The organism is Burkholderia sp. Bp9142, assembly GCF_003853415.1.
Classification (GTDB): domain Bacteria; phylum Pseudomonadota; class Gammaproteobacteria; order Burkholderiales; family Burkholderiaceae; genus Burkholderia.
This window is the reverse complement of sequence record NZ_QTPP01000001.1, coordinates 375,199-400,870: the sequence shown is the minus strand read 5'-3', so window position 1 is coordinate 400,870 and position 25,672 is coordinate 375,199. Positions and strand designations below refer to the sequence as shown.

23 protein-coding genes and 3 pseudogenes are annotated in these 25,672 nt (G+C 70.2%); 6 read left to right on the top strand and 20 right to left on the bottom strand.

Going from position 1 to position 25,672, the window contains the following annotated elements; translation table 11 throughout:
• Positions 1-330: 330 nt before the first annotated feature.
• Positions 331-1,461: a porin gene (locus DIE22_RS01830; RefSeq protein WP_124604269.1), complete on the top strand. Its 1,131-nt coding sequence runs from the start codon at positions 331-333 to the stop codon at positions 1,459-1,461.
• Between the two features lie 32 nt (positions 1,462-1,493).
• On the opposite strand, the gene DIE22_RS01825 is transcribed toward DIE22_RS01830, so the two are convergent.
• Positions 1,494-2,525 carry a LysR family transcriptional regulator gene (locus DIE22_RS01825; protein WP_124604267.1) on the bottom strand — a complete coding sequence of 344 codons (1,032 nt, stop codon included), beginning with the start codon at positions 2,523-2,525 and terminating at the stop codon, positions 1,494-1,496.
• Complete coding sequence (locus tag DIE22_RS01820; protein WP_124501439.1) at positions 2,522-3,496, bottom strand: AraC family transcriptional regulator; 975 nt, start codon at positions 3,494-3,496, stop codon at positions 2,522-2,524. Before DIE22_RS01820 ends, DIE22_RS01825 begins: the two co-directional genes overlap by 4 nt.
• A 149-nt stretch (positions 3,497-3,645) precedes the next feature.
• On the opposite strand from DIE22_RS01820, the gene DIE22_RS01815 reads away from it, so the two are divergent.
• On the top strand, positions 3,646-4,752 hold the full coding sequence (locus DIE22_RS01815; protein ID WP_124604265.1) for an NAD/NADP-dependent octopine/nopaline dehydrogenase family protein: 1,107 nt from the start codon (positions 3,646-3,648) through the stop codon (positions 4,750-4,752).
• On the top strand, positions 4,749-5,759 hold the full coding sequence (locus DIE22_RS01810; protein ID WP_124501441.1) for a 3-hydroxybutyryl-CoA dehydrogenase: 1,011 nt from the start codon (positions 4,749-4,751) through the stop codon (positions 5,757-5,759). Before DIE22_RS01815 ends, DIE22_RS01810 begins: the two co-directional genes overlap by 4 nt.
• A 115-nt stretch (positions 5,760-5,874) precedes the next feature.
• Here DIE22_RS01810 and DIE22_RS01805 read toward each other — a convergent pair whose 3' ends face one another.
• The 8 genes from DIE22_RS01805 to DIE22_RS01770 all read right to left on the bottom strand — a co-directional run bounded on the left by DIE22_RS01805 (position 5,875) and on the right by DIE22_RS01770 (position 14,210).
• Positions 5,875-7,212 (bottom strand): MFS transporter, encoded by a 1,338-nt coding sequence (locus DIE22_RS01805; RefSeq protein ID WP_124604263.1) that lies wholly within the window; start codon positions 7,210-7,212, stop codon positions 5,875-5,877.
• A 164-nt stretch (positions 7,213-7,376) separates the two neighbouring features.
• Positions 7,377-8,423, bottom strand: a complete 1,047-nt coding sequence (locus tag DIE22_RS01800) for an ABC transporter substrate-binding protein (RefSeq protein WP_124604261.1) — start codon at positions 8,421-8,423, stop codon at positions 7,377-7,379.
• Entirely contained in the window at positions 8,420-9,571 is a 1,152-nt protein-coding gene (locus tag DIE22_RS01795; protein WP_124604259.1) for an FAD-binding oxidoreductase, read from the bottom strand. The genes DIE22_RS01800 and DIE22_RS01795 overlap by 4 nt, the downstream gene beginning before the upstream one ends.
• Positions 9,564-11,003: an NAD(P)/FAD-dependent oxidoreductase gene (locus DIE22_RS01790; protein WP_124604257.1), complete on the bottom strand. Its 1,440-nt coding sequence runs from the start codon at positions 11,001-11,003 to the stop codon at positions 9,564-9,566. Before DIE22_RS01790 ends, DIE22_RS01795 begins: the two co-directional genes overlap by 8 nt.
• On the bottom strand, positions 11,000-11,347 hold the full coding sequence (locus DIE22_RS01785; RefSeq protein WP_124501446.1) for a (2Fe-2S)-binding protein: 348 nt from the start codon (positions 11,345-11,347) through the stop codon (positions 11,000-11,002). The genes DIE22_RS01790 and DIE22_RS01785 overlap by 4 nt, the downstream gene beginning before the upstream one ends.
• Positions 11,347-12,141, bottom strand: coding sequence for an ABC transporter permease (locus DIE22_RS01780; RefSeq protein WP_124501447.1), 795 nt, complete (start codon positions 12,139-12,141; stop codon positions 11,347-11,349). Before DIE22_RS01780 ends, DIE22_RS01785 begins: the two co-directional genes overlap by 1 nt.
• Positions 12,138-13,127 carry an ABC transporter permease gene (locus DIE22_RS01775; RefSeq protein WP_124501448.1) on the bottom strand — a complete coding sequence of 330 codons (990 nt, stop codon included), beginning with the start codon at positions 13,125-13,127 and terminating at the stop codon, positions 12,138-12,140. Before DIE22_RS01775 ends, DIE22_RS01780 begins: the two co-directional genes overlap by 4 nt.
• Positions 13,128-14,210 (bottom strand): ABC transporter ATP-binding protein, encoded by a 1,083-nt coding sequence (locus DIE22_RS01770; RefSeq protein WP_124604255.1) that lies wholly within the window; start codon positions 14,208-14,210, stop codon positions 13,128-13,130.
• Between the two features lie 294 nt (positions 14,211-14,504).
• Between DIE22_RS01770 and DIE22_RS01760 the strand changes: the two genes are divergently transcribed.
• Entirely contained in the window at positions 14,505-15,392 is an 888-nt protein-coding gene (locus tag DIE22_RS01760) for an IclR family transcriptional regulator (protein WP_124501450.1), read from the top strand.
• A gap of 103 nt (positions 15,393-15,495) precedes the next feature.
• Positions 15,496-15,879, top strand: coding sequence for a hypothetical protein (locus DIE22_RS01755; RefSeq protein ID WP_124501451.1), 384 nt, complete (start codon positions 15,496-15,498; stop codon positions 15,877-15,879).
• A 102-nt stretch (positions 15,880-15,981) separates the two neighbouring features.
• On the opposite strand, the gene DIE22_RS01750 is transcribed toward DIE22_RS01755, so the two are convergent.
• From DIE22_RS01750 to DIE22_RS01715, 9 genes and pseudogenes are all read right to left on the bottom strand, one after another.
• Positions 15,982-17,544, bottom strand: a complete 1,563-nt coding sequence (locus DIE22_RS01750; protein WP_124604253.1) for a methyl-accepting chemotaxis protein — start codon at positions 17,542-17,544, stop codon at positions 15,982-15,984.
• A 285-nt stretch (positions 17,545-17,829) separates the two neighbouring features.
• Positions 17,830-18,039: pseudogene (locus DIE22_RS01745) on the bottom strand (phosphoesterase); the annotation flags it as partial.
• Between the two features lie 4 nt (positions 18,040-18,043).
• On the bottom strand, positions 18,044-18,619 hold the full coding sequence (locus DIE22_RS01740) for a transporter substrate-binding domain-containing protein (RefSeq protein ID WP_409410180.1): 576 nt from the start codon (positions 18,617-18,619) through the stop codon (positions 18,044-18,046).
• A pseudogene (locus DIE22_RS39280) lies at positions 18,514-18,813 on the bottom strand (transporter substrate-binding domain-containing protein); the annotation flags it as partial. The gene DIE22_RS01740 and the pseudogene DIE22_RS39280, both read right to left, overlap by 106 nt.
• 151 nt (positions 18,814-18,964) lie before the next feature.
• The gene (locus DIE22_RS01735) at positions 18,965-20,194 is read right to left on the bottom strand and encodes a cyanate transporter (protein WP_124604251.1); all 1,230 of its coding nucleotides are present in this window, start codon (positions 20,192-20,194) and stop codon (positions 18,965-18,967) included.
• 164 nt (positions 20,195-20,358) lie between these two features.
• Positions 20,359-20,535 (bottom strand): annotated as a pseudogene (locus DIE22_RS01730) (zinc-binding dehydrogenase); the annotation flags it as partial.
• Positions 20,536-20,606: 71 nt separating this feature from the next.
• Positions 20,607-21,983 carry an FAD-containing oxidoreductase gene (locus DIE22_RS01725; protein WP_124604250.1) on the bottom strand — a complete coding sequence of 459 codons (1,377 nt, stop codon included), beginning with the start codon at positions 21,981-21,983 and terminating at the stop codon, positions 20,607-20,609.
• Positions 21,984-22,174: 191 nt separating this feature from the next.
• Positions 22,175-22,765: a hypothetical protein gene (locus tag DIE22_RS01720; protein ID WP_124604248.1), complete on the bottom strand. Its 591-nt coding sequence runs from the start codon at positions 22,763-22,765 to the stop codon at positions 22,175-22,177.
• Complete coding sequence (locus tag DIE22_RS01715) at positions 22,765-23,229, bottom strand: GNAT family N-acetyltransferase (protein ID WP_124501457.1); 465 nt, start codon at positions 23,227-23,229, stop codon at positions 22,765-22,767. Before DIE22_RS01715 ends, DIE22_RS01720 begins: the two co-directional genes overlap by 1 nt.
• 152 nt (positions 23,230-23,381) lie before the next feature.
• Between DIE22_RS01715 and DIE22_RS01710 the strand changes: the two genes are divergently transcribed.
• Complete coding sequence (locus DIE22_RS01710; RefSeq protein ID WP_044845331.1) at positions 23,382-24,020, top strand: LysE family translocator; 639 nt, start codon at positions 23,382-23,384, stop codon at positions 24,018-24,020.
• 130 nt (positions 24,021-24,150) lie between these two features.
• On the opposite strand, the gene DIE22_RS01705 is transcribed toward DIE22_RS01710, so the two are convergent.
• The gene (locus DIE22_RS01705) at positions 24,151-25,362 is read right to left on the bottom strand and encodes a hypothetical protein (RefSeq protein WP_124604246.1); all 1,212 of its coding nucleotides are present in this window, start codon (positions 25,360-25,362) and stop codon (positions 24,151-24,153) included.
• Positions 25,363-25,672: the final 310 nt, after the last annotated feature.

The window sequence follows — 25,672 nt, the reverse complement described above, 5'->3', positions numbered from 1 at the left end:
GGGTGACACGATCGGAGACGCAGCGTAGTCGGCCAAATTCGGCCGCCATAGCCGGAGTGACAGCCGCGCCACACGGACATTTACCGACCCGGATAAAGAAAACACCGAGGCCGTGCGCGCGGGCCGCCGCGCGGCGCACGTGCGGCGGGGCGCGCGCGCATCATGCGGCGCGTCTATAAGCGTTATAGAGCGCATTGCGTCGACGTCCGAAATTGTCGTTCCTAGACTCGGCCCGTTTTTGATCGGCAGCGCTCGCATCCGCAGTCGAACGCGCTTCATGTCAAACGGCGCGATGCCGACGGGCGCCGGAACTTCCACGGGACGACCAAGATGAACCATCCGAACGGGCGGGCCGACCGGCTCGCCGTACCGCTTGCCACGCTGGTTGCGGCGCTCCTGGCATGCGCATCGCTGCCGGCTGTCGCGCAATCGAGCGTGACGCTCTACGGCCGCATCGATACCGCGATCGAATACGCGAACGCCGGGCCGAACCACGTGACCCACATGGGCAGCGGCAACCTGTGGGCGACGCAGTGGGGGCTGAAGGGCGTCGAGGATCTCGGCGGCGGCTACGCGGCGATCTTCAAGCTCGAGGACGGTTTCAACGCGGCGAGCGGCGCGCTGTCGAACGGCAGCGCGCTGTTCGGCCGCGAGGCGTGGGTCGGCATCACCGGGCCGTTCGGCGGCGTGCAGTTCGGCGAGCTCTACACGATCCTGCACACCACGCTCGTCACGTACAGCCTGCCCGGGCTCGGCGCGGGCCTCGCGTGGGGCAACGCGACCAACAACTTCGTCGGCCCCGCGTTCCTGCGCGTGCGCAACGCGATGCGCTACACGTCGCCGCGCTATGCGGGCTTCATGCTGCGCGCGATGGCCACGCGCGGCACCAACGGCGCGGCCGGCCAGCCGGCGACGCTCGGCGACACATACGGCGCGGGGCTCAACTACGTGCGCGGCGGGTTGTCCGTCGACGTCGACACCATGCAGCAGAAGTTCAGCCCGGTCGCCGCATCGACGCTCGGCGCAGCGAGCACGGCCGCGAACGGCAACTACACGCTCGGCGCGATCTCGTACGACTTCAACGTCGTGAAGATCGCCGCGCTGTACATGCGGCATCGCGGCGGCCCCGACGTCGCGGCCGCGATCGACAGCCAGAGCGCGTATCCGCACAGCGACACGATGGAACTCAGCGCGACGGTGCCGATCGGACGCGCATCGCTGCTGCTGAGCATCGGCCATTACCGGAAGGTCGCCGACAGCGACGGCAACGCCGATTCGTACGGCATCCGCTTCGACTATCCGCTGTCGAAGCGCACGGTGCTGTACACGGGCGCCGCGATGGTGCGCAACGGCGCGCATGCGCGCTTCGTCGTCAATGGCGCGGCGGGCGGCGGCGTCGCGGTCGCCAAGCCCGGTGCGACCGCCAGCTCGATCGTCGCGGGCATCCTCACGGCGTTCTGACCGCCGAGGGTGGCCCATGCCCGCCCGCGCCGCTACGCGCAGGCGGGCGGCTGCGGCGCGAGCCATGCGTCGAACGGCGCCTGCCGGCCGATATCGAACAACTCCAGCAGCAGCGCACGCAGCCAGCGATGGCCGGGGTCCGCGTCGAAGCGCCGGTGCCAGTACGCATTGACGGCCCATTCGCCGGCTCCGGCGATCTCGTACAGCGCGCACGGCTGCCGCGCCGCGAACGTGATCGCGATCGTCTCCGGCAGGATCAGCGCGTAGTCGCCATGTTCGAGCAGCGCCGGCACCACCATGAAATCGGGCAGCGCCGCCCGCACGCGCGGCATCAGTCCGTGCCGCGCCAGCAATTGCATCGACTGCGGATGCGTGGTCACCGCGACGAAGCGCAGCGTGTCCGGCGCGTCGCCGTCCAGCACGAAATCGTCGGGCAGCGCGACGCGCTGCGCGGTGCGGCGCGGCGTCAGCAGCACGCAGCGCTCGTGCAGCAGCGCGGTGCGCTGGAAGTGGCTCGACGCGTCCGCGAAATGCCCGAGCGCGAAGTCGATGCGGCCCGACTCGAGCGCGACGTTGAGCTGGCATTCGTCGACATGCAGTGTCTCGATCACCGCGCCCGGCGCGCGCCGGTCGAATGCCGCGAGCAGCGTCGGCAGGAACGCGCTCGCCGCGAAATCGCTCATGTGCAGCCGGAACACGCGCTGCGTGCTGTCCGGCGCGAAGCGCGAGCCTTCGTCGAGCACGTCCTGCAGGATCGCGAGCGCCTTGTCGACCGATACCGCGAGCCGCCGCGCGCGCGGCGTCGGCTCGACGCCGGTGCCGGTGCGCACGAACAGCGCGTCGCGGAACATCAGCCGCAATCGGCCGAGCGCGTAGCTGACCGACGGCTGCGTGACGCCGAGCCGCAACGCCGCGCGGCCGACGTGCCGTTCCGTATAGACCGCGCGAAACGTCTTCAACAGGTTCAGGTCGAGGTCCTGCACGCGCAGGCCGTCGGGCGCGTCCGCCTCGTGCGGCGCGGGTTCGTGGCGGGCCGGCGGCCGGCCGGTGGCGGCGTGCGTCATCGTGCTTGTCTCGCGGTGACTGAAGGCGCGTGGCCGTAACGCCGCGCATAGGCCTTCGCGAAATGGCCGAAGCCATGAATGCCGTGCGCGATCAGCACGTCGGTCACGCTGCGTGCGTCGCCGCGTTGCAGCGCGGCGTGCACCGCGGCCAGCCGGCGCTCGCGCACGTAGGCGGCCGGCGTGGTGTTCAGGAACGCGCGAAACGCGTGCTGCAGCGTGCGCGGCGCGACGCCCGCGACGGCCGCCAGTGCAGTGAGCGCGAGCGGTTCGCCCAGGTGCGCGCCGACGTGGTCGCAGGCGCGGCGCACGTGCGCCGGCAGCGGCGGCGTACCGCGCGCCAGCGCGTCGCTGTACGAATGCGGCAGGTGCGTGAGCAGCAGCGACATCAGCCACGCGGTGAGATCGGCGCCGAACGTCGTCGCCGATGCGCCGATGCCCGGCTGCGCGCCGAGCCGGCAAAGGTATTCGAAGGTCGGCGGCACGAGCGCGGCGCCCGCGCCGTTGCCGCCGGCGGCGGGATCGAAGTGCAGCGGCCGCGTGAGCGTCGCGTGCAGCATGTCCTGCAGCTTGCGTTCGAGCGCGCCGCGTTCGAGCCGCAGCACCAGGTTGCGGCAATCGGGGCTCGTGCTCAGGCGGCTTGCGAGGGCGGGCGACGACACGGTCAGCTCGCCCGGCCCGGCGCGCGCAACCCCATGTCCGGCCTGCAGCTCGCACGCGCCCGACAGCGTCAGCCGGAACAGGAAGTGATCGGCATCGTCGCCGAAGTCGATGCGCGTTTCGCGGCCGTAGCAGAGCTCGAGCAGCGCGCCGTGATGCAGCGGCACCTCGTACAGTTCCGCATGAAACGGATCGCGGCCATGCGCGGCCATCCGGTGCGGCCCGAGCCGGTGCGCGACCGCCCGTTCGACTTCGTCGGGCGCATGCAGCGTGCCGAGCCGGTTCGGCGCATGTCGGGAAAGGGCGATATCCATGCGGTGGCCTCGTGTCGGATGGGTTGGCGCGGCGCCGTACGCATCGCCGCGATTGTGTTGCGCGAATGGGCGTGCCGTTGCGCGTTTCGAAGCGACGCGCCGCGCGCCGCCGCGTAGTCTCGGAAACACTCACTCACCGGGAGACAACGATGAAGGTATGTGTACTGGGCGGCGGCCACGGCTGCCATGCGGCCGCGATCGACCTGTTCGAGAAGGGCCACGACGTGACGTGGTGGCGGCGCGACCGCGAACCGCATGCGCGGCTGCGCGAGCTCGGCGCGTTGCACGTGACCGACTATCGCGGCAAGCGCGCGGTGCCGCTCGGCGATGCGTCCGGCGCGATCCGCCTGACCGACGATCTCGCGGCCGCGCTGCGCGGTGCGCGGCTCGTCGTGGTGCCGCTGCCGGCCATCTCGCACGACACGCTCGCCGCGCAGGTCGCGCCGCTGCTCGAGGACGGCCAGGTCGTGTTCCTGCCGCCCGGCACGTTCGGCAGCGTCGTGTTCGCGCGCGCGGCGGCCGACGCCGGCAACCGGGCGCGCGTCGCGTTCGCCGAGACGGGCACGTTGCCTTACCTGGTGCGCAAGCACGGCGACAACGCGGTCGTGGTCAGTGCGTATGCGACGCGCCTGCCGACCGGCGTGTTTCCCGCGAACGCGGCCGGCTGGGCGTTCGACGTGCTGCGCGCGGGCTACCCGTCGGTCGAGCCGGTCGAGGACGCACTGTCCGGCGCGCTGATGAACGCGGGCCCGGTGATCCATCCGCCGCTGATCCTGATGAATGCCGGGCCGCTCGAGCACTTCGACGCGTGGGACATCCACAACGAAGGCACGCAACCGTCGATCCGCCGCGTGACGAACGCGCTCGACGCCGAGCGCATCGCGGTGCGCGAGGCGCTCGGCTACCGCGCGCCGCATTTCCCGCTCGCGGACCACTACGCGGCCGACGGCGACGAATGGATGTACGGGCGCGGCGCGCACGGGAAGCTGACCGACAGCGGCGACTGGCGCGAGAAGATCGATTTGCGCACGCATCGCTACATGCTCGAGGACACCCGGCTCGGGCTGTCGTTCATCGTGTCGTGCGGGCGCTGGGCCAACGTGCCGACACCGGTCGCGCAAGGGCTGCTGAGCGTCGCGTCGGCGGTCACCGGCCGCGACCTGTATGCGCAAGGGCGCACGCTGGACGGGCTCGGCCTTGCCGACCGGTCGCGCGGCGCGATGCGCGCGCTGCTGGATGCGGGGTACGCCGCATGACGGCCGCCACCGACGTGACGCAGGTGCACGTGCTCGGCGCGGGACGCATGGGGCAGGGGATCGCGCTCGTCTTTGCGTTCGCGGGTCTCTACGTGACGCTGATCGACTTCAAGCCGCGCGACGCGCAGGGATGGCGAGCCTTCGAGAATCGCACGCGCGGCGAGATCCTGCGGCCGCTGCACGCGCAGGTCGCGCTCGGCCGCATCGATGCCGCGCAGGCCGAGGCCGTCGTCGCGCGCATCGCGCTGGTGCCGCGCGACGATGCGGCGGATGCGGTGCGCGACGCCGGCATCGTGTTCGAAGCGCTGCCCGAAGTGCTCGACACGAAGATCGACGCGCTGCGCTGGCTCGGCGCGCATGTCGATGCGCGCGCAACGATGGCGTCGACGACGTCGACCTTCGTCGTCACCGAGTTGCAGCGCCATGTCGAGCATCCCGAACGGATGCTGAACGCGCACTGGCTGAACCCGGCGCTGCTGATGCCGCTCGTCGAGATCAGCCGCAGCGGTGCGACCGATCAGCGGGTCGTCGACACACTGGCCGCGCTGCTCGAACGCGTCGGCAAGAAGCCGGTGATCTGCGGGCCGGCGCCCGGCTATATCGTGCCGCGCATCCAGGCGCTCGCGATGAACGAGGCCGCGCGCATGGTCGAGGAGGGCGTCGCGAGCGCGGAGGACATCGACACGGCGATCCGCACCGGCTTCGGCCCGCGCTTCGCGGTGCTCGGGCTGCTCGAGTTCATCGACTGGGGCGGTTGCGACATCCTGTACTACGCGTCGACGTACCTCGCCGGCGAGATCGGCCCGCGTTTCGCGCCGGCCGACAGCGTCGTGCGCAACACGGAGGCAGGGCGCGACGGCGTGCGCACGGGCGCCGGGTTCCATGACTATGCGCAGGTCGATGTGCCGGCGTACATGCGGCAGCGGCTCGGCGAGTTCGCGCGGCTGCTCGATCATCTGGGGCTGGCGCCGGTGTTCGACAGCGCGCGGCGGGCATCCGGCACGTAGCCGTCGCGGCGCGGGCGCGGGTAGGGGGGCGTGCCGGCGATGCGTAGCGCGTCGCCGCGTCGCCGACCGCCGGCGGCTGCGCATTGTCCGGCCCGCGCGAGCGCGCGCCGCACTTTCACGTCGCGTCGCCGTGCGAGTCACCGGCGCGCGCGACACGCGTCTCGCGCATCACGCACAGCGTCGCGATGGTGATCGCGCCGAGCAGCACGAGGAACAGCGACACGGGCCACGATGCGTGATAGCGCGCGAGCAGCGCGGTCGCGATCAGCGGCGACATCCCGCCCGCGAAGATCGACGCGACTTCGTGCCCGAGCGCGACGCCCGAATAGCGCACCTCGGTGCTGAACAGCTCGCCGACCAGCGCGGGCAGCGTGCCGATCATCGCACCGTGGCTCACCGCCGTGCCGACCGTCAGCGCGAGCCACACCAGCGGCGTCGCGCGCGTGTCGAGCAGCCAGAAGAACGGGAAAGCGCATGCGACGAGGCTCAGCGCGCCGATCAGGTACACGGGCTTGCGGCCGATCCGGTCGGACAGCCGGCCCCACGCGAGCATCGCGCCCATTTCGACGACCATCGCGATCATCACGCCGGTCAGCATCACGCCGTTCGGGATGCCGACGTATTTGCCGTAGACGAGCGAGAACGCGAGGAAGATGTAGGCGCCGCCGTTTTCGGCGACGCGCAGCCCCATCGCGAGCAGGATTTCCTTCGGATGGCGGCGGATGCATTCGACGATCGGCAGATGCGTGTGCGCGCCGCGCTTGCCGGCCTGCTCGTAGTCCCGGCTTTCCGGCAGGTGGCGGCGGATATAGATGCCGATCGCGAAGATCGCGATGCTCGCGAGGAACGGCAGCCGCCAGCCCCAGGTGCGGAACGCGTCGTCGGGCAGCGCCTGCGCGGCGAGAAACGCGGCCGACGACAGCACGAAGCCGCCGCCGACGCCGAGCTGGCTCCAGGCGGCGTAATAGCCGCGCTGTTCGGGCGGCGCGTTTTCGCTGATCATCAGCACGCCACCGCCCCATTCGCCGCCGGACGCGATGCCCTGCAGCAGCCGCAGCGCGACGAGCGCCGCGGGCGCCCACAGGCCGGCCTGCGCATAGGTCGGCAGCAGGCCGATCGCGAAGGTCGACGCGCCCATGATCAGCAGCGTCCACACGAGCGACGCCTTGCGCCCGTAGCGGTCGCCGACGTGGCCGAACACGATGCCGCCGAGCGGCCGCGCGACGAAGCCGAGCGCGAACGCCGCGAACGCGGCGAGGCTGCCCGCGAGCGGCGAGGCGCCGGGCGGAAAGAACACGTGGCCGAACACCAGCGCGGCGGCCGTGCCGTACACGAAAAAGTCATACCATTCCATCGCGTTGCCGGCGACGGAGGCGATGACGATCCGGCGAAGCTGCCGGTCGGCGAGCGGCCGGGCGGCGCTCGGGGACTGCACGGTGTCGGTCGGGTACATGGCGGACTCTGAAGGGGGGCGGGCGCGTGCCGTCTTTGCGGCACTGCGGGCTAGTGTTGTCGGCACCGCCGCCCCGGTCAAATCCGCAGAAAAAGGGAAGTGTCATCACTCCCGCAAATGATGGTCGCGGCGCGCGCGGCCGTGCCCGCGGGCGCTCGGGCCGCTCACCGCTCGATCTGCCGGTTCCAGCGCGTATCCCACTGCGCGCGCCGCGCGTTGATCGCCGCCCAGTCGACCACCGTCACCTTGCGCACGAGATCGTCGACGCTGCCGAGGCTCTGCTGCATCGCGGCGGGCATCTTCGCGAGGCGGTTGGTCGGGATCTGCTTGCCGGCCTCCGCCGCCTTCGTCTGCGCCGGCGCGGACAGCAGGAACTGCGCGAGCTTCTGCGCGAGCTGCGGATCGGGGTTGTTCGCGACCACGCACAGGTCGACGAGCAGCAGCACCGGGCCTTCCTTCGGGTTCGCATACGCGACCGGGATGCCCTTGTCCTGCAGGTCGCCGACACCGGTCGGCGTCAGCGGGAACAGGCCGGCCTCGCCGGTCTGCACCATCTCCGAGATCTTCGCCGAGTTCGGGATGTACTCGACGACGTTCGGCCCGACCGTGCTCGCCCACTTGCTGAAGCCGGGCTCGACGTTCTGTTCGCTGCCGCCGAGCAGCCGGTTGATCGCGAGGAAGCCGTGCAGCCCGAACGTGCTGCTCGACGCGGACTGGAACACGACCTTGCCCTTGTATTTCGGGTCGGCGAAGTCCATCCACGACGTCGGCGGCGCCCAGCCTTTTTCCGCGAATAATTTCTTGTTGTATGCGATGCCGGTCATCCCGAGCTGCACGCCCGCGCCGACGTCGTCCTTCATCCGCGCGAACGGATACAGCTCCTTCAGCACCGGCGAATCGTCGAGCTTCTGGCACACGCCGAGGCTGACCGCGCGCGCCATCACGCCGTCGTCGAGGAACGCGACGTGGATCTGCGGCTTGTTGCGGTTCGCGAGCAGCTTCGCGAGCACGTCCGACGACGTGCCGGGCACGACGACGACCTTCACGTTGTTCGCCTTCTCGAAGTCGGGCAGCACCTGGCTCGTATAGGCCTTCTCCATCGGCCCGCCGTTCATGCCGATGTAGATCGTCTTCGTTTGCGCGAACGCGGGCGCGCCGGCGCCTGCGATGCAGAGGGCGGCAGCCGCCGCGATCGTTCCGAGCAGTTTCATCGTTGGGTCTCCTCATGAGGGAAAGGGGCGGTCGGCGCGGTTTGCGGCGCGAAGCGGCCGATCGAGAATGCTTCGAGTGGCGTGGCGGTTGCGCCGGCCGTGACGAGGTCGGCAAGCACCTCGCCGACGCCCGGCGCGAGCAGGAAGCCGCCGCCGGAAAAACCGAACGCATGCAGCAGGTTCGGCGTCGTGCGGCTCGCGCCGACGATCGGGTTGTGGTCGGGCGTGCAGCCTTCGACGCCGCTCCACGTGCGGATCAGCAGCGCGTCGCGCAATTCGGGCAGCAGCGCGCATGCATCGCGCATCACCGCACGCGTCGTGTCGACCGACGGCTGGCCGAACTCGCCGTCGCCGCGCCCGCGCCCGCCGCCGATCACGCAGTTGCCGCGCGCGACCTGCCGCGCGTACACGCCGCCGCCGTAGACGCCGAGGTTGTGCGTGATGAACGGCGGCAGCGGCTCGGTCACCCACATGTTCGGGTAGATCGGCTCCATCGGCACGGCTTCGCCGAAGCGTTCGGCGATCGTGTTCGCCCATGCGCCGGCCGAGTTGATCAGCCACGTCGCGGTGCACGCGCGGCCGCCCGCACGGACGTGAAAGCGCGTGCCGTCGTGCCGGACGTCGTCGACCGGCGTGTGCTCGAACACGTCGGCGCCCGCCGCGCGGGCCGCCCGCGCGAACGCGGGCGACACGACGCGCGGGTTCGCGTGCCCGTCGATCGCGCACAGCGAGCCGCCGAGCGCCGCGCGGCCGAGCCACGGGTAGCGGCGGCGGAACGCGTCGCCGCGCATCACCTGCAGCGGCAGGCCGTGCTCGCCCGCGAGTACCGCGTAGGCGTCGAGTGCATCGAGATCGGCGTCGCTGCGCGCGAGCCGCAAATGGCCCGACACGACGAACTCGCCGTCGATGCCGATCAGCTCGGGCAGGCGATCCCAGATGCGCCGCGCGCGCAACGCAAGCGGCAACTGTTCGGCGGGGCGGCCCTGGCAGCGCACGCCGCCGTAGTTCACGCCGCTCGCCTGCGCGCCGCAGTCGCGGCGCTCGAACAGCGCGACGCGCAGCCCGTGGCGCGTCAGCGCCAGCGCGGCCGACGCGCCGACGAGCCCGCCGCCGACGATCGCGACGTCGTAGTGACGGATCTCACTCATCGCGCGCCTCGTCGGGAATCGCCGCGACGTCGTCGCCCGCGAGCGCGGCGGAGATCGGGAACGGCTTCACCGGCGGTTGCGCACGCAACCGGCCGATGTCCGCCAGCGGGCGGCCGGTTTCGGCGGCGAGTACGAGCGCGGTCGCGTCGCCGCACATGCGGCCCTGGCAGCGGCCCATTCCGGCGCGCGTCAGCGCCTTCAGCCGGTTCAGCTCGGTCGCTTCGCCGCCGCGGATGCAGCGCCGCAGCGTGCCCGCGTCGATCTCCTCGCAGCGGCACACGATCGTGTCGTCCGGGCAGCGTGCGGCGAGCTCGGGCGGCGGCGCGAACGCCGCTTCGAGGCCGGCGCGGAACGCGCCGAGCCGGGCGAGCGTGCGCTCCAGCGTGGCCGCATCGGGTTTGCCGGCCGGCGGCGGCGATGGCGTCGCGATGCCGGCGTCGTCGAGCAGCGCGAGCGCCGCGCGGCGCCCGGACGCCTCGGCCGCGTCGGCGCCCGCGATGCCGGCGCCGTCGCCCGCGACGTAGATGCCGCGCACCGACGTGCGGCCGGCCGCGTCGCGTTCCGGCAGCCAGGCGCGGTTGAGCGGATCGAACCGGAACCGGCAACCGGCGAGATCGGCAAGCTGCGTTTCGGAACGCAGCCCGAAGCCGAGGCCGAGCGCATCGCAGTCGATCATCCGCGGCGATGCGTCGCCGCCGCCCGCATGCCACGCGAGCCCCGTGACGTGCCGCTCGCCGAGCACGCGTTCGAGCGTGACGCCCGTTTCGATCGCGACGCCATGCGCACGCAGCCAGCCGATGTAGTACAGCCCCTTCGCGAACGTGGACGGCATGCGCAGCAGCGCGGGAGCGGCCGCCGCCTGCTGGCGCAGCGGGCTCGTGTCGACCACGGCCGCGACCCGCGCGCCGGCCTTCGCGTACTGATACGCGACGAGATACAGCAACGGTCCCGTGCCCGCGAACACGATGCGGCTGCCGATCGCGCAGCCCTGCGACTTCAGCGCGACCTGCGCGCCGCCGAGCGTATAGACGCCGGCAAGCGTCCAGCCCGGCACCGGCAGCATGCGATCGGTCGCGCCGCTCGCGACGATCAGATGCGAGAACGGCACGGTCGTTTCGCGGCCGTCCTGCAGCGTGTCGACGCGGCCCGCGCCGCACGCCCAGGCGAGCGTGTCCGGCCGGTAGTCGACATGCGGCAGCAGCGCGGCCATCGTCCGGTGCACGGCGTCCGCCTTCGCGGCCTCGAAGCCGTACAGCACGCGCTTGCCGCGGGCGAACGTGCCGCCGGCCGGCGGCTGCCGGTAGATCTGGCCGCCCCAGCGCGCGTTCTCGTCGATCACGACGGGGCGCAGCCCCGCGTCGACCAGCGCCTCGGCCGCGCGCACGCCGGCCGGCCCCGCGCCGACGATCACCGGTCGCAATGCATCGTTCATGACGCGTCTCCGGTCATGGCGGGCTGCGCGCCGGTGAGAATCCGCATGCCTTCGGCGATCGGCGTCGAGCATGCGCGCACGCGCGTGCCGGCCTCGGTACGCACCCAGCAGTCCTGGCACGCGCCGATCAGGCAGAAGCCCGCGCGCGGCTTGCCGCTGAATTCGCTCACGCGCACGCGGCGCTGTGCGACGAGGATTGCGGTGAGCACGGTGTCGCCGGCGAGCGCGTGCGCCGGACGACCGTCGAGCGTGAACGCGACGGCGGCGCGCTCGCGTTCGGCGACGCGCACGAACTGTGCGCCGTCGTCCGCGACGTCGGTGGAACGGGAAACGGAAGTCATCATCAGTGTTGGCCGATCAGGATGCGGTTCAGGCCGTACACGCGATCGAGCAGCAGCATCGCGCCGGCGGTGATGAAGATGACGAGCGCCGATACCGACGCCATCATCGGGTCGATCGATTCGGTCGCGTACATGTACATGCGCACCGGCAGCGTGACCGTCTGCGGCGACGTGACGAAAATCGACATCGTCAGCTCGTCGAAACTGTTGATGAACGCCAGCAGCCAGCCGCCCGTGATGCCGGGCACGATCATCGGCAGCGTGATGCGGCGGAACGTCGTCCACGGATCGGCGCCGAGCGAGCACGCGGCCTGCTCGACGCTGCGGTCGAGGCCGGCGACGGAGGCGAGCACGAGCCGCATCACGAACGGCGTGATGACGATCATGTGCGCGACCACCAGCCACGCGAACGAGCCGGTCGCGCCGATCAGCGCGAAGAAGCGCAGCAGCGCGATGCCGAGCACGAGGCCGGGAATCACGAGCGGCGACAGCAGCAGGCCGTTCAGGAACGCGCGGCCGGGAAAGGTCGCGCGGCCGATCGCGAGCCCCGCGGGCAGCGCGATCGCGAGCGACAGCGTCGCCGACGCGAACGCGAGCTTCACGCTGTTGGCGAACGCGGTGACGAAGTCGGGATAGTCGAGGATCGCACGGAACCAGCGCAGCGACAGCCCATGCGTCGGCAGCGTCAGCGTTTCATCGGGCGTGAACGCGACGAGCACGACGATCACGAGCGGGGCGAGCACGAACAGGATCACGAGCGTATGGAACGCAAGGGCGAAGGGGCCGTTCTTTCTCATCGGGAAGCGCCTCCGAGGCTGCGCGCGTAGCGGCGTTCGAGCACGCGGTAGTAGGTGAGCATCACGACGAGGTTCGCGACCAGCAGCAGCACCGCGATCGTCGCGCCGAGTGGCCAGTTCAGCGAGCCGAGGAATTCGTCGTAGACGGCGGTCGCCGCGACCTTCAGCCGGCGTCCGCCGAGCAGGCCGGGAATCGCGAACGCGCTCGCCGACAGCCCGAACACCATCAGGCTGCCCGACAGCACGCCCGGCATCAGCTGCGGCACCACGATGCGGCGCAGCGTCGTGAACGGCGATGCGCCGAGCGACAGCGCCGCGTGTTCGGTCTGCGGGTCGAGCCGCTGCAGCGCGGTCCACACGGGAATCACCATGAACGGCAGCATCACGTGCACCAGCGCGATCACGATCGCGAACGTCGTGTATTCGAGCTTGTACGGTCCGAGGCCGACGAGCCCGAGCGCCTGGTTCACGAGCCCGCTCGTGTTCAGCAGCATGCTCCAGCCGAACGCGCGCACGACGACCGACACGAGCAGCGGAGCGAGGATCACGAGCAGGAACAACGAGCGCCACGGATCGCGCATTTTCGACAGCACGTACGCTTCCGGCGTGCCGATCGCGACGCAGATCGCGGTGGTCAGCGCGGCGATGCCGAACGTGCGCGCGAAGATCGTATGGAAGTACGGCGAGCCGAGCACCTCCGCGTAGTGGCCGAACTGGAACGCGGCGATCGGGCCGGTGGCCGGGTCGTAGCGGTAGAACGTGAGCGCGAAGGTCATCGCGAGCGGCACGAGCACGAGCGCGGCGAACAGCGCGAACGCGGGCGCGCACATCAGCCAGAGCGGTGCATGCGCACGCCACGTCGCGCGCGGCGTGCGGCCGCCGGTGGCGCGGGGCGGCGCGATATCGGCCGAGGCGGCGGTCGCGGCCGATGGCGCGAGTGCGGCCGGCGCGCCGTCGGTCGAGAGCGGGCGGGTAGGCTGTCCCATTCAGGCCTCCCGGCGCATCACGCGCACCGCGTCGCTGTGCCAGTCGACGCCAACCGGCGCGCCTTCCGCGAGCGGTTCCGCGCCTTCGTTCTGGCAGCACACCAGAACCTCGCCGAGCGCGCTGTCGACGCGGTACAGCCACTGGCTGCCGAGGAAGAAGCGGCTCGTGACGGTCGCGGCGAAGCGGCCCGCGCCGGGCGCGCACAGCCGCAGCTTCTCCGGGCGGATGCAGACCGACACGGCGTCGCCGACACGCACGTCGCGCTCGCGCGCCGGCAGGTGCGCGGTGCGGCCCGTTTCCGCGAGATCGTGGCCGAGATCGATGCGGATCGCGTCGCCGTCGTGCGCGACGATCATGCCGGGCAGCAGGTTCGCCTTGCCGATGAACTGCGACACGAAGTGGTTTTCCGGCCGTTCGTACGCGCGATACGGCGTGTCCGTCTGCGTGATGCGGCCGGCTTCCATCACGACCACGCGGTCGCTGATCGACAGCGCCTCCGATTGATCGTGCGTGACCATGATCGTCGTCGTGCCGATCTTGCGCTGGATCGCGCGCAGTTCGAACTGCATCTCCTCGCGCAGCTTCGCGTCGAGGTTCGACATCGGCTCGTCGAGCAGCAGCACCGGCGGTTCGATCACGACCGCGCGCGCGATCGCGACGCGCTGCCGCTGGCCGCCGGACAGTTCGCGCGGAAAGCGGTGCGAGAGCGCATCGAGCCGCACGAGCGCAAGCGCCGCGCGGATGCGCTCGGCGCGCTCCGTCTTGTCGACGCCGCGCATGTCGAGGCCGAAGCCGACGTTCTCCGCGACGCTCATGTGCGGAAACAGCGCATAGCTCTGGAACACGATGCCGAGCCCGCGGCGGTTCGGCTTCATGTGCGTGATGTCCTGCCCGTCGAGCGTGATGCGGCCGCGCGTGACGTCGACGAAGCCGGCGATCATCTGCAGCGTCGTGGTCTTGCCGCAGCCCGACGGCCCGAGCAGCGACACGAATTCGCCTTGTTCGACCGACAGGTTGACGTCGGCGACGGCGGTGAGCTCGCCGAACGATTTCGTCAGATCCGTAAGCGTGAGAAACGACATGGGGAGCTCCGGGTTCGCACACCGGATGGCCGGTGCGTCATTGACGCGGACTCTAGCCAGCCATATTTCGGTGCGTCAATTTCGAATTCTGCTCAACGAGATGAACTTTGAAAAAATTCCGCTCATCGGAATGGATTGCCGAAGCAGCGGCAAATCGTTCCGCTGGATGAAGGGCGGGCGGACCCTGAAACACGTGCGTCAATCCCGTGCACACCCGAATGCCGGGCGTATTTCGGCGGGGCCACAATGGCGATTCGCACATTCCGTTCAATGAAATCCTCGAGGAGAGCCGGCATGCAGGAACCCCAGTCGCCCGGAACGTCGCCTGCCGCGCGCCTGCCGTCCCCGGGCGAGGACGCTGCCGACACGGCCGGCGCGCCGGGCGCCGGCATGCTGCAGCGTGCGTTCGCGATCCTGCGCGCACTGGCCGGCATGCAGCAGGACGGCGTGCGCGTCACGCACCTCGCGAAGGCCGTCGGCCTCACGCAGGGCACCGCGCACCGGATCCTGCAATCGCTGATCGCCGAAGGGATGGTCGAGCAGGACGAGCAGTCGAAGCTGTACCGGCTGAGCGTCGACTTCTTCGCGCTCGCCGCACTGGCCGGCAACCCGAGCAGCATGCGCACGCTGTGCCGGCCCGCGCTGCTGCGGCTGTGCGCGAGTCTTGGCGAGACCATCTTCCTGCTCGTGAAGAGCGGCTTCGACGCGGTGTGTCTGGACCTGTGCGAGGGGCCGTTCCCGATCCGCTCGTTTACCGGCGACATCGGCGGGCGCATCGCGCTCGGCGTCGGGCAGGGCAGCCTCGCGATCCTCGCGTTCCTGCCGGAGGCCGAGCGCGAGGAGGTGATCCGCTTCAACGTGCCGCGCATTCGCGGGTACGGCGTGCTCGACGAGGTGTACCTGCGCACCGAGATCGAACGCGTGCGGCAGCTCGGCTACGCGGGCCGCAACAGCGGCGTGCTTGACGGGATGGCCGGCGTCGCGGTGCCGATCCTCGATCGCACCGGTTATCCGGTCGGCGCGCTGAGCGTCGGCACGCTGGCGTCGCGCCTCGGCGACGACCGGATGCCGATGGTCGTCGAACTGCTCAGGCGCCAGGCTGACGCGATCGGCCCGCGCACGAACCCGTTCGATGCCGCATTGCGGCGGCCGATGCACGGGCTATCCGGGAAAACCGGATAGACGGGTTGCGCGGCGCGATGTCGGCGATGCCGGCCCGGTTTTTTGGTGGTTTCGCCGTCGACGGACATGCTAGGATTTCCGTCAAACAACTTCGGAGACTGCCATGCCGTTCATCTGCGAAAACGTTGAATGTCGTGCCGTGCTGGCGCGCGGCCAGATCAGGTCTCTTCAGGACGACGCGGGATGGTGCTTCTACTGCCCGGACTGCAAGGCCAGGAACGAGTTGATGGCTATCGGCACGGCCGGCGGCTCCGTCGAGCTCGTTCAGCCGGAGCGGGCGAGCCCCCCGCACAAGGTCATCGCGACGGCCCGTCCACTGGACGACGGCAGATACGCGGCGCAGTTGTGCGTTCAGCGGGCGTTGGCGGTGAGGGGAACCTACGCAGCCGAAGAGCACTGGGAGCAGCTCGGTGTATTCCCCGATGCGCAGGAGGCCATCGCGCATGCGAAGTCGTTCGCGACGGACCTGCTGGAACGGGTGGCGTAGCCGCTGGCGGCACACCGGACGATCCACAGGTCGCCGGCAACGACACCGGGCGGCGGCTCGGGTGCCGTGCCGGCCAACCGGCCCCGAATCGGGCCGGTTACATCATGCCGCCGCCGCTTCCCGAAGATGGAATTGCGCGACCGCATCGCTCAGCCGCGCGCTCTGATCCTCGAGCGATAGCGCGGCGGCCGCCGCTTCCTCGACCAGCGCCGCGTTGCGCTGCATCGTCTGCTCCATCTGGATGACGGCGGCGTTCACCTGCTCGATCCCGGACGTTTGCTCGTCGAAGGCGATGCTCGTTTCGCCCATGATCGCGTTCACGCGCTCGACCGCGGCGACGAGCTCCGTCATCGCGGAACCGGCGAGTGCGACGAGACTGCTGCCGTCTTCGACGCGCTGCGTCGAATCGCCGATGAGTTCGCGGATTTCCTTGGCCGCCGACGCGCAGCGCTGCGCGAGCCCGCGCACCTCGGTCGCGACCACGGCGAAACCACGCCCCTGTTCGCCCGCGCGCGCCGCTTCGACGGCGGCGTTCAACGCGAGGATGTTCGTCTGGAACGCGATGCTCTCGATCACGGCGACAATGCCGGAGATCCGCGCCGAGCTGTTCGATATCGACGACATCGTTTCGACCACACGCTGCATCGCGTCTCCGCCTTTCGTTGCGATCCCGGCGGCACCCTCGGCGTAAGTGCGCGCATCGCGTGCGTTGTCGGCGTTCTGGCGCACGGTGGCGGTCAGTTGCTCCACGCTCGCCGCGGCCTGCTGCAGCGACACGGCCTGCTGCTCGGTGCGCGCGGACAGATCGACGTTGCCGCTCGCGATCGTGCGGGCGTCGCCGACGATCGTCTCCGTGCTCGTGCGGACCTGGGTCACGGTTTCGACGAGGCCGTCCTGCATTCGCTTCAGCGCATTCAGCAGATACGCCATTTCGTTTTCGCCGGGAATGGCGACCGTGCCGGTCAGGTCGCCTTTCGAAATCCTGTCGAAATGCGCGACGGCGAGATGGATCGGCGCGATGATCGCCTTCGCGAGCACGCGCTGCGCGACGAAGCCGACCGCCAGCGCGAACAGGGCGACCGCCGCCATCGCCCACACGATCCGCTGGAAGCGCTCGCCGGCCGCGTCGTAGCGAGCCTTCTGGCGGGCGACCTGGAACGATTCGAGCGCATCGATCGCGTCCTGGTAGGCGGTGAAGAGCGCCGGCGGCGCATTGCGGTGCGTGTCGAGGAAATCGAACGCGTTGTCGTGGTCGAGTTGCGACATCGCCTTCAGGAAAACCTGGTCGAGCAGCGTGCGGCGGCGGCTCTGCAGCGTATCGAACAACGTCTGCTCGTCGGCATCGCGCGCATGCAGGCGCGCGTAGGCGTCCAGTTCGTCGTTGCTCTGCTTGAGCAGCGTATGGATCTGCGCGATTTCCGTCTTCGCGGGCTGGCCGGCGCTGATGATCTGCGCGACGTCGCTCACGCGTTCGCGCAGCACGAGCATGCGCTCCGAACTGGTTTTCAGGTGCAGCAGCGACGCGGTGTCGTCGCGGTACATCGCTTCCAGCGAGCCGTTGCCGGCGTAGAGCGCGGCGATGCAGGCGCCGACCACCAGCACGAGTAGCACGGTATAGCCGGCGATGGTCGCGACGAGGCCGCCGCGGATGGTGAGTTTGCGCATGACGTTCCCTTGCCTGCGGCCCGAAGGGCGGCCGACGGCGGATGTGGCTTCCGGATCACGAACGACGATGGGCGCCGCTTCGCGATGCGGGGCGCCTGGACTGCAAACGGGTTAACGGCGGCGCGGAACGAAAGCTTTTGTCTGCATGCGACGTGAATTCGGAAGAATGCGACAGAAGGGGGCGCAAGGGGGGAAGGCGGATGCGCCGTCGCGGTGCGCGGCGGGTCGGCTGCAACGGGGGCGGCCGCATCCGCCACGATCGCGGCCGCCGCCTTCGCGCTGCCGTCAGCTTTCGGTCCGGAACCCCAGCGCCATGGCCTTCGCGCGCAGTTCGGCGAAGCGGTCGACCGCCGGATTGGTCGCCGGACTGGCCGCCATTTGCGACGAATCCATGCCGGAAACCGAACTGGACGGCGAAGCCGCGCTCGTCCCGGGGCACGTTCCGCCGAACGGTCCTGGCGGGACCGTGAACGCCGGCGCGTCCGTGCGCGGCGCGCCGTCAGTCATGGATATCGAACGAGAAGTATTTCTTCGCGATCCGTTGATACGTGCCGTCCTGAATCAGGCTGGCGAGCGCCTGGTTGATCTGCATGCGCAGCGCATCGTCGTCCTTGCGCACACCGATCGCCGACCCGACGCCGAGCGTCTTCGGATCGTGCAGCGGCGGCCCCGCGAATGCGAAGTTCGCACCCTTCGCGGTCTTCAGGAAGCGAGATCGGCCTGCACCGACGATTGCAGCGACGCGTCGAGGCGGCCGGAAATCAAATCCTGATAGACGAGGTCCTGCGTCTGGTAGGTGCGCACGATCACGCCCTTCGGTTCCCAGTACGTGCGCGCATAGGTTTCCTGCGTCGACCCCTGCTCGACGCCGACGCTTTTGCCGGCCAGCGACTCGGCCGTCGGCTGCAGGTTCGAGCCGCGCCGCGCGACGAGGCGCGGCGGCACGTTGTTGATCTTGTCGGTGAACGCGATCTGCGCGAGGCGCTTCTCGGTCACGCTCATCGACGACAGCACGCCGTCGAACTTGCGCGCCTTCAGCGCCGGGATCATCCCGTCGAATGCATTCTCGACCCACACGCAGCGCACCTTCATGCGTTCGCAGATCGCGTTGCCGAGATCGATGTCGAAGCCGACGAGCCTGCCGTCCGGCGCAAGCGATTCGAACGGCGCGTAGCTGGGGTCGACGCCGAGGCGCAGGACGGCCGGGTCTTTCGCGGCGGCGGCGCCTGCCGTGAGCGCGAGCGCGGCGGCGATGACGAGCTTCTTCATGAGTGTCTCCGTGACGGATTGATATCGTGGGTGGTGAAGCGAATGCGCGGCCGTTGGGCGTGACGGCCCGCGCCCGGCCTTGCGCGGGCGGCTGGACGATCGCCGGAAAATGCCGGCGGTCGTTCCGGTCAGGGCATCCGGTCGTGCGGTTTCAGCGCGCGGCGCCAGTGAGGCGCGCCATGCCGTGCCGGTAGCTGGCGGGCGAGAACACGGCGTTCAACGCGGCCATCGACGCGATCACGGCGAGATGCATCCACCACGCGATCGCGAAGCCGCCGCCCGCGTCGCGCAGCCAGCCGATCAGCCAGGGGCTCGCGGCGACGGTCAGGAAGCCGACGCCCTGCACGAACGCGGCGAGCGCGCCTGCAAGCCGCGCGTCGGACAGATGGTCGAGCGTGACGATCAGGCTCATCGAGAAGAAGCCGCCGAGCCCGACGCCGACGCTCGCGACCCACAGCCACGGCGCGAGCGCGGGCATCGTCGCGAAGCCGGCGAAGCCGGCGGCCTGCAACGCGAGCGTGAGCCACAGCATCGGCCGGCGATCGTGCGAACGTTTCGCGAGCAACGGCATCGCGAGCGCGCCGGCCGCCTGGAACAGCGCCATCCATGCGAGCAGGTTGCCGCTCGCCTGCGCGCTCATGCCGACGCTGCGATAGAACGCGGGCAGCCATGCGACGAGGCTCGCGTAGCCGCTGTTGCTGAGGCCGAAGAACAGCGCGAGCTGCCAGGCACGCGGAATCCGCACGAACGCGGCGACGGGCGCCGATGCCGCCGCGGCATGCATCGCGTCGCGCGGCGCCTTCGCGCGCCACAGCGCGAGCGTGACGAGCGCGGGCACGGCCCAGACGGCGAGCGACAGATGCCAGCCGCCGTGCGCGGCGAGCCACGGGCTCGCGACCGCGCCGAACGCGCCGCCGCCGACCAGCGCGGCCGAATAGAGCCCCATCGCGAGCGGCAGCCGGTCGACGAACCAGCGCTTTGCCAGACCGGGCGCGAGCGACTGCACTACCGCGACGCCCGCGCCCGCGACGATCGACGTGACGACCAGACCGGTGCTGCCGCCGGTCCACAGGCGCGCGGCGCAACCCGCCGCGATCAGCGCCAGCGCGGCGGCCAGCGCGCGCTGTTCGCCGACGCGCCGCGCGAGCCCGACGCCGATGCCGGCGACCACGCCCATCAGCACGAACGGCAGCGTGGTCAGCAGCGCGGCCGCACGAAAACCGAGGCCGGTGTCGGCGCGCACGAGATCGAGCACGGGGCCGAACGCGGTCAGGAACGGGCGCAGGTTGAGGCCGGCCAGCACCAGCAGCGCGAGCGCGCCGCAGGATACGGAAGCCACGTGCGGGCGGGGAACGGCTTGCGCGGTGCCGGGGTCGGTCATCGGAATGCTCCAGAAGGGGCCGGTGGCCCTGTGATGCGATGCCGAAAGGGTAAAGGCGCGCTTGCCCGGGTGAAAATTAAATATTCGACTGGATATCAGTGCGGAATGCGATGGCGCGCCGGGCGTGCCGCCGTTTCCGGCCGGCAGGCCCGACGCGCCAACGCTCAGACGGTAACGACGATCTTGCCGACCTGCGCGCCGGCTTCCATGTACCGATGGGCTCCGGCGATGTCGTCGAACGCGAACGTGCGGTCGATCGACGGCTTCAGCGCGCCGGCCGCGAGCCCGTCGACGATGAAGCGCTTCGCGCGTTCGAGCCGTTGCGCGTCGCCCGTGATCTCGGGTGCGACGCGGACAACGCATGCACGAACGGGGCGCGCGGAATATGCGCGCCCCCGGCCGTCCCCGTCCTTCAGTCGACCGGATGCAGGTCCTGCAGCAGCGTCGGCAGAAGTTCCGACACCGTCGGGTGGATGTGCATCGCGCGGCTGATCGTCGTGTAAGGCGCGCCGGCGGCCATCACGTCGAGCAACCCGTGCACGACCTCGTCGCCGGTCACGCCGAGGATCGACGCGCCGAGAATCGCATGGCTGTCCGCGTCGACGATCACCTTCATGAAGCCCTGGCTCTCGCCTTTTTCGACCGCGCGGCCGACGCGCGTCATCGGCCGCGTGCCGACCAGCAGCCGGCGGCCGGTCTGCTTCGCTTCCGCGAGCGTCATGCCGACGCGGCCGAGCGGCGGATCGACGTACATCGCGTACGCGGTGATGCGGTCCGATACCTTGCGCGGATCGTCGTCGAGCAGGTTCGCGGCGACGATCTCGTAGTCGTTGTACGCGGTGTGCGTGAACGCGCCGCGCCCGTTGCAGTCGCCGAGCGCCCAGATGCCGGGCACGTTGGTGCGCAGCTGGTCGTCGACCGTGATGTAGCCGCGCGAGTCGGTCGCGACACCGGCCTGCTCGAGCCCGAGATCGCCGGTGTTCGGCACGCGGCCGACCGCGAGCAGCAGGTGCGAGCCGGCGACCTCGCGGCCGCCGCCCGCACAATCGAGGCCGACCACGATGCCGTCGCCGTCGCGCCGCGCGTTCAGGCAGTTCGCGTCGAGCTGCACGTCGATGCCTTCGTTCGCGAGCACCTCGCGCACGGCCTGCGATACGTCCTCGTCCTCGCGATGGATCAGGCGCGAACCTTTCTCGACGATCGTGACCTTCGAGCCGAAGCGACGATACATCTGACCGAATTCGAGCCCGACGTAGCTGCCGCCGATGATCACGAGATGCCCGGGCAGGAAGTCGACGTCCATCATCGTCGAGTTGGTCAGGTACGGCACCGAGTCGAGGCCCGGCATCGGCGGGATCTGCGCGCGCCCGCCGACGTTGATGAAGATGCGGTCGGCCTCGAGCAGCTCGTCGCCCACGCGCACGGCGTCGGGGCGCTCGAATCGGGCATGACCCTGAAACACGGTCGTGTTGTCGAGTCCGCGCACCCATTGCTCGACGCCGTGGTTCGAGCGGCCGGCGATCAGGTCCTTGCGCGCCTTGACGGCCTTCATGTCGACGCTGACGGGGCCGACCGATACGCCATATTCTTCCGCGCGCCGCGCGAGCTGCGCGGCGTATGCGCTTGCGATCAGCGTCTTGGTCGGAATGCAGCCGGTGTTCACGCAGGTGCCGCCGAAGCGGCCGCGCTCGACGATCGCGACTTTCATGCCGGCGCCCGAGAGCCGTGCGGCGAGCGGCGGCCCGGCTTGCCCGGTGCCGATGACGATCGCGTCGAAGTGTTGCGTCATGACGTCCTCCTGCGCTGGTTCAACGTGGGAAGCGTGCACGCGCAAGCCGCATGCCGCGACGGCGCGTGCCCGAACGGCGACGAGCGTCCATGGTAGACCGGTTCGCGTGTGCAGGCGAGTGCTGCCCGGCGGGGCCGGCGCGCGTTGAAGGAGGGGCCGGCACCCGTGTTGCTGCGTGCGGCGTGCCGGTTCTATTCCTTGCGCATCCACTGATCGAACGACACCGGCTTGCGTGCATCGGCACGCACCGTGCTGACGAAATCGGGTTTGTCGGGGTCGAGCGGAAACGATTCGGTATGGATCTGGCTGGAAAACATCCAGCCATGCGTGCGCGGGTCGTAGCGGAACGTCACGTAATCGCTCCAGTGCTGGCCGCATGCAACGTCGTTCTGCACCGTGAAATAGCGCCCCTTCACGGCGATCCCGCCGTCGGCGGCATCTTCCGGATCGAACGGGTCGCATTGCAGCGCGTCGTTCGCGCGCAGCACGACGACATCGTTGCGCGCGGCGAGCCGATAGGTGTGGTCCGCCTGTTCCTCGTAGATCAGGAGCGGACGCGGCGAAGGCTGCTCGCGCGTATCGTTCGCGCGATGCACGACGACGAGCAGGTTGTGCAGCCCGTTGTCGAGTGCCGGCCCTTGCTGCGCGAGGAACGGCTGATAGCCGGCGGGCAGTTGCGCGGCGATCGACGGCGGCAGCGCCGGCGCTGCCTGCGTATGGCAGCACCACGCGGCGAGCAGCGAAACGAGGGCCCGACGGGCCGCCTCGGCCGGCGCGCGCATCACAGGTCCCGCCCGAGAAACGCGGTGCCAGGCACCGGATTGAATGCAACGGGCGGCGCGGGCGTGAAGCCGAGCGAACCATACAGCTGCCTTGCGGCGACGAATTCGGGCAGCACGTCGAGACACATCCGCGCATAGCCGGCCGCCTTCGCATCGCGCAGCAGCCGTTCGACGAGCTGCCGGCCGACGTTCAGCCCACGCGCTTCGGGGCGCACGTACACGCGCTTCATCTCGCACGTCGTCGCGTCGATTTCGCGAAACGCCGCGCAGCCGACGGCGCGCTCGCCGTGCCATGCGAGCAGCAATTGCCCGCGCGGCGCCGCGTATTTGCCGGGCAGCGCGGCGAGTTCAGGCTCGTAGTCCTGGAACGCGAGGCTGACGGTCGGGCTCGCGATGTACTCGCGGAAGATCGCTTCGACGACGGCGGCATCGTCGGGATAGCGGGCGGCGCGGATTTCGATCATCGGTAGCGGGGCGGGGTGGCGGGAACGGCAGCCAGCATAGCAGCGCACGGGCGCTTTCGGCGGCCCGCGAAGCGTGCCAGAATCATCGGCTTCACCGTCGGAAATCGACACGCAGGCGCCGGCGCTTCGGCGTCGCTGACAAGGAGACTTCGATGACTGCATCGGCTGCCGTACTCGCCATTCTGGCCGCGCTGTGGCTTGGCGCGATGATCCCGGGCCCGAGTTTCGTGCTGGTCGCCCGCAATTCGATCGGGCTGTCACGCCGCGACGGGCTGGCTACCGCGCTCGGCATGGGCGTCGGCGGAATCGCGTTCGGCGGCGTCGCGCTGGCCGGGCTCTACACGCTGCTGCAGGCGGTCGAATGGCTGTATGTGGGGCTCAAGGTGGCGGGCGGCGCGTACCTGATCTACATGGCGTCGAAGATCTGGCGCGGCGCCGACCGGCCGATCGCGATGGACGACCCGCAGGCCGTCGTCGCCGGCAGCGCGCGCAAGTCGTTCTGGACCGGCCTCACGACCCAGCTGAGCAACCCGAAGACGGCGATCTGGTACGGCAGCATCTTCGCGGCGCTGTTGCCGCAGCATCCGCCGCTGTGGTGCTACCTGGCGCTGCCGCCGCTCGTGTTCGGCGTCGAGTTCGGCTGGTACACGATCGTCGCGCTGTGCTTCTCGACCCGCCGGCCGCGCGAGCTCTACCTGCGCGCGAAGAAATGGGTCGACCGCGTCGCGGCCGGCGCGATCACGCTGCTCGGGCTGCGGCTGATCCTGAACGCGCCAAAGGCGGGGATCTGACGACGGGCGGTGCCGCCCGGGCGCACCGCCGTTTCATTCCCGCAGTGCATGCCGCCACGGCCGCTCATTCCGGCACATGGCGGCGCCGATCCACGGCCCCGACGCACGGCCCCCGCTCGACGCGCGCGCGTCACACCGCCGGAAACCGCTCGATCAGGGCCGCGAACAGGGTGTCGTCCGGAAACGCCGTCACTTCATACCGCACCGGCCGATGCGCGGTGGCCGTCATCAGGTCGCCGCATGCGTCGCGCAGCGCGGCCATCGGCACGTGGGCCGACTGCCGTGTCGCTTCGCGGTACAGCACGACGATGTCCGTCTCGGGCAGCAGCGTCGGCACGCCGTCGGTCCACACGCCGACGCTGAACAGCTCGCCGTTCTGCCGCCGGTACACGGTGTACGTGGCCACGAAGATGTCGGTGCCGTCCCGCTTGTGCAGGCCGTCCAGCAGCGTCCGCTGATCCTGGTAATCACCGGCGAGTTCGTCCACGCGCAGCGCGTGCAGCTTCGCTTCCAGCCCTGCCGGGATGAAATTCCGCCACGCGGCGCCGTCCCAGCGCAGCATCAGCGGCGGCAGCGGACGCGGTTGCGCGCGCGCCTGTTCGGCGAGTTCGACCATCGTCGCGAGCCCGGCCGCGTTGCGGTCGCCGGTGAGCAGCAGCACGGCCCGGTTCGGCGCCATCACGACCGGCGCGCCGGAGATCGGCTGGCGGTGCAGCAGGTCGGTCAGCAGCAGCCGCGCCGCGTCGTAGTAGTCGCCGAACTGCGACAGGAACACGCCGTCGCGCAACGCGGCCCACGGCGCGGAGGACGCGCCGCGCAGGTTGTCGATCGCGATGTCGCACGCAGCGTCGAAGCTGACGCCCCATTCGGCGAGCCGCGCGGTCGTCAGCCGCGCAACGCTGAATTCGCCGTCGTACGCGATGCCGATCTCGAGGTTCTCGCACAGCGGCCGGAACGCGACCTCCGACGCGCCGGGCTGTCCGGCGAGCTGCAGCGCGACCACGCCGCGCTCGGTCGCGCTGCGGATCACGGGGCGCAGCCGCGCGCGGACGTCCGCGAAGTTCGCCGGAATCTCGTGCTGCATCATCGCGTTCGCCTGGCGCTTCAGCGTCGCTTCGCGCTCGGCCGGCTTCGCATCCGCGTAGTCGCGGAACAGGTTGTGCAGGTTGATGATGTTCGACGAGACATCCGCCTGCACGAGGCGGCCCTTGTCGTCATCGTGAAGCCACTCGCGCGTGTCGCCGGTTGCGCGCAGCGCGGCGATCAGGCGTTCGGCGAAGTCCTGCCGGGTCGGCGATTTGCTGAAACGCTCGCGCAGGCGCGCGACGAAGTCGGAAATCATCGTGTGCGGTCGGGCGGGCCCGTCTGTTATCAGTCTGACGTTGTCATGGGCGGCGGCACCGGTCTTCCGGGGCGCTGCCTGCGACCCGCGGGTATCGGCCGGATATCCGTCACGCGTCCGGCGGACCGTGCGCCGGTTGCATGGCGGCGCGGGCCCGCTTGGGGGCGCGATCGCGTGGCGGGTGTCGCGATGGTACCGCACGTCCGTGACGAAATCGCAGGCGGGCGACCAGGGCCGGCCCGGACCGGCGCCGCCCCGGGCGGCCCCGGAAGGCGGCCGGGTGCGTCGCCAGGGCCGCGCCGGCGCGGTC

What these genes read in the sequence shown, in the direction of transcription:
- DIE22_RS01830 (WP_124604269.1), top strand. Translation starts at nt 331, where the DNA reads ATGAACCATCCGAACGGGCGGGCCGACCGGCTCGCCGTACCGCTTGCC.
- DIE22_RS01825 (WP_124604267.1), bottom strand. Translation starts at nt 2,525, where the DNA reads ATGACGCACGCCGCCACCGGCCGGCCGCCGGCCCGCCACGAACCCGCG.
- DIE22_RS01820 (WP_124501439.1), bottom strand. Translation starts at nt 3,496, where the DNA reads ATGGATATCGCCCTTTCCCGACATGCGCCGAACCGGCTCGGCACGCTG.
- DIE22_RS01815 (WP_124604265.1), top strand. Translation starts at nt 3,646, where the DNA reads ATGAAGGTATGTGTACTGGGCGGCGGCCACGGCTGCCATGCGGCCGCG.
- DIE22_RS01810 (WP_124501441.1), top strand. Translation starts at nt 4,749, where the DNA reads ATGACGGCCGCCACCGACGTGACGCAGGTGCACGTGCTCGGCGCGGGA.
- DIE22_RS01805 (WP_124604263.1), bottom strand. Translation starts at nt 7,212, where the DNA reads ATGTACCCGACCGACACCGTGCAGTCCCCGAGCGCCGCCCGGCCGCTC.
- DIE22_RS01800 (WP_124604261.1), bottom strand. Translation starts at nt 8,423, where the DNA reads ATGAAACTGCTCGGAACGATCGCGGCGGCTGCCGCCCTCTGCATCGCA.
- DIE22_RS01795 (WP_124604259.1), bottom strand. Translation starts at nt 9,571, where the DNA reads ATGAGTGAGATCCGTCACTACGACGTCGCGATCGTCGGCGGCGGGCTC.
- DIE22_RS01790 (WP_124604257.1), bottom strand. Translation starts at nt 11,003, where the DNA reads ATGAACGATGCATTGCGACCGGTGATCGTCGGCGCGGGGCCGGCCGGC.
- DIE22_RS01785 (WP_124501446.1), bottom strand. Translation starts at nt 11,347, where the DNA reads ATGATGACTTCCGTTTCCCGTTCCACCGACGTCGCGGACGACGGCGCA.
- DIE22_RS01780 (WP_124501447.1), bottom strand. Translation starts at nt 12,141, where the DNA reads ATGAGAAAGAACGGCCCCTTCGCCCTTGCGTTCCATACGCTCGTGATC.
- DIE22_RS01775 (WP_124501448.1), bottom strand. Translation starts at nt 13,127, where the DNA reads ATGGGACAGCCTACCCGCCCGCTCTCGACCGACGGCGCGCCGGCCGCA.
- DIE22_RS01770 (WP_124604255.1), bottom strand. Translation starts at nt 14,210, where the DNA reads ATGTCGTTTCTCACGCTTACGGATCTGACGAAATCGTTCGGCGAGCTC.
- DIE22_RS01760 (WP_124501450.1), top strand. Translation starts at nt 14,505, where the DNA reads ATGCAGGAACCCCAGTCGCCCGGAACGTCGCCTGCCGCGCGCCTGCCG.
- DIE22_RS01755 (WP_124501451.1), top strand. Translation starts at nt 15,496, where the DNA reads ATGCCGTTCATCTGCGAAAACGTTGAATGTCGTGCCGTGCTGGCGCGC.
- DIE22_RS01750 (WP_124604253.1), bottom strand. Translation starts at nt 17,544, where the DNA reads ATGCGCAAACTCACCATCCGCGGCGGCCTCGTCGCGACCATCGCCGGC.
- DIE22_RS01735 (WP_124604251.1), bottom strand. Translation starts at nt 20,194, where the DNA reads ATGACCGACCCCGGCACCGCGCAAGCCGTTCCCCGCCCGCACGTGGCT.
- DIE22_RS01725 (WP_124604250.1), bottom strand. Translation starts at nt 21,983, where the DNA reads ATGACGCAACACTTCGACGCGATCGTCATCGGCACCGGGCAAGCCGGG.
- DIE22_RS01720 (WP_124604248.1), bottom strand. Translation starts at nt 22,765, where the DNA reads ATGCGCGCGCCGGCCGAGGCGGCCCGTCGGGCCCTCGTTTCGCTGCTC.
- DIE22_RS01715 (WP_124501457.1), bottom strand. Translation starts at nt 23,229, where the DNA reads ATGATCGAAATCCGCGCCGCCCGCTATCCCGACGATGCCGCCGTCGTC.
- DIE22_RS01710 (WP_044845331.1), top strand. Translation starts at nt 23,382, where the DNA reads ATGACTGCATCGGCTGCCGTACTCGCCATTCTGGCCGCGCTGTGGCTT.
- DIE22_RS01705 (WP_124604246.1), bottom strand. Translation starts at nt 25,362, where the DNA reads ATGATTTCCGACTTCGTCGCGCGCCTGCGCGAGCGTTTCAGCAAATCG.